We start from the raw sequence: 1,733 nt of genomic DNA, 5'->3' as shown, positions 1-1,733 counted from the left end.
GGCCAACCCCGGGGAGCGCAACCACACGGTGCCGGCCCCGGTCGCCCCTGCTCCGGCCGCGCCGCGCGAGCCGGTGACGCCGCCGCGCCAGGTCACCTTCGACGACGGCGACGACCTGGACGTGCCCGACTTCCTCAAGTGAGGGGCGCGTGAGTCCCGACTCCACCGGGCATCCGGCTCGGGTGCTGCAGTCGTTCCAGGTGCTGCCGGGGCGACGCGGCGGCCAGGTCGAGGCGCTGTTCACCTCACGGGCCGGGGGCGTGTCGACCGGCCCGTACGCCGGGCTGAATCTGGGTGTCCATGTCGGTGACGAACCGGCTGCGGTGGCCGCCAACCGGTCTCGGCTCGCGGCCGGCCTCGGGCTGACCGATGACCGGGTGCGCTATCTCGACCAGGTGCACGGCACCGAGGTCGTCGAGGTGACCACGCCGCTCGACGACGCTCCGCCGTCGGCCGACGCGTCGGTGACCCGCCAGACCGACGTCGCCCTGGCCGTCCTCGTGGCCGACTGCACGCCCCTCCTTCTGGCCGATCCGGAGGCCGGGGTCATCGGCGCCGCCCACGCGGGCCGACTCGGCATGCTGTCCGGCGTCGTGCCCGCCACGGTCGCCGCCATGCGTGACCTCGGCGCCCGACACGTGCAGGCCATCGTCGGCCCGTCGATCTGCGGACGGTGCTACGCGGTACCGGCCGACCTGCGCGATGCCGCGGCGGCGGCCCACCCGGAGGCCGCGGCCCGCACGTGGATCGGCACCCCCGCCATCGATGTCGCCGCCGGCGTCGTCGCCCAACTTGCGGACCTCGGGGTCGCGACGCGCTGGGTGCCCGGCTGTGCCCGTGAGGAGAACGACCTGTACTCGCACCGGCGCGACGGGGTCACGGGGCGGTACGCCGGGGTCATCGTGCGGCGCGAGTCATGAGCGGCGCCACCGCGGAGCGTCGTGCGGAGCTGGCCGCGAACCTCGCCGCCGTGCGCGACCGGCTCACCCGGGCTTGCGCGCAGGTCGACCGGGACCCCACGCAGCTCCGCCTCGTCGTCGTGACGAAGTACTTTCCCCGCACCGACGTCGACGCCCTCATCGACCTCGGCGTGACCGACCTCGGCGAGAACCGGGACCAGGAGGCACGTGCCAAGTTGGTCGACCCGCCCGTGCGCGCCCGGGTGCACTTCATTGGGCAGTTCCAGACGAACAAGGCCACCTCGATCGCCGGGTACGCCGATGTCGTCCACTCCCTCGATCGGCCCAAGGCCATCGCCGCGCTCGATCGGGCGGTGCGGGCCAACGGTCGCGAGGTCACCGGGCTGATCCAGGTGTCCCTCGACGGCGCGACCGGCCGTGGCGGGGCTCAGCCCGAGGACGTGCCGGCCCTGGCCGACGCCGTCGCCGCCTCCGCGCTCCGCCTCGGTGGGGTCATGGCCGTCGCCCCACTCGGGGCGGACCCGGGGTCGGCGTTCGCGCGGCTGCGCACCATCGCCGCGGAGCTTCGGGCGTCCCATCCGGAGGCGACGATCGTGTCCGCCGGGATGAGCGGGGATCTGGAGTCGGCCATCGCCCACGGTGCAACACACCTGCGTGTCGGAACGGCAATACTCGGTTCACGCCAGTCACACGAGTAACTTCTGGACTGAGACAGAGACGGCGGCAGGTCGTCCACATCAGGACATCCAGCTTCAGGAGCGGACATGGCAGGTGCACTGCGGAACGCGATGGTCTACCTCGGCCTGGCCGAGG

At 73.3% G+C, this 1,733-nt stretch carries 2 protein-coding genes; both read left to right on the top strand.

Annotated elements, in window-relative coordinates; genetic code table 11:
* The first annotated feature begins 200 nt into the window (after window positions 1-200).
* Window positions 201-920 (top strand): peptidoglycan editing factor PgeF, encoded by a 720-nt coding sequence (gene pgeF, locus KD1_RS15840; protein ID WP_245627446.1) that lies wholly within the window; start codon window positions 201-203, stop codon window positions 918-920.
* The gene (locus KD1_RS15835) at window positions 917-1,618 is read left to right on the top strand and encodes a YggS family pyridoxal phosphate-dependent enzyme (RefSeq protein WP_068403520.1); all 702 of its coding nucleotides are present in this window, start codon (window positions 917-919) and stop codon (window positions 1,616-1,618) included. The genes pgeF and KD1_RS15835 overlap by 4 nt, the downstream gene beginning before the upstream one ends.
* The last annotated feature ends 115 nt before the right edge of the window (window positions 1,619-1,733 follow it).

The organism is Kribbia dieselivorans NBRC 106261 (genome assembly GCF_001552435.1).
GTDB lineage: Bacteria > Actinomycetota > Actinomycetes > Actinomycetales > Dermatophilaceae > Kribbia > Kribbia dieselivorans.
The sequence above is the reverse complement of the archived record's forward strand: the minus strand, read 5'-3'. Positions and strand labels throughout refer to the sequence as shown.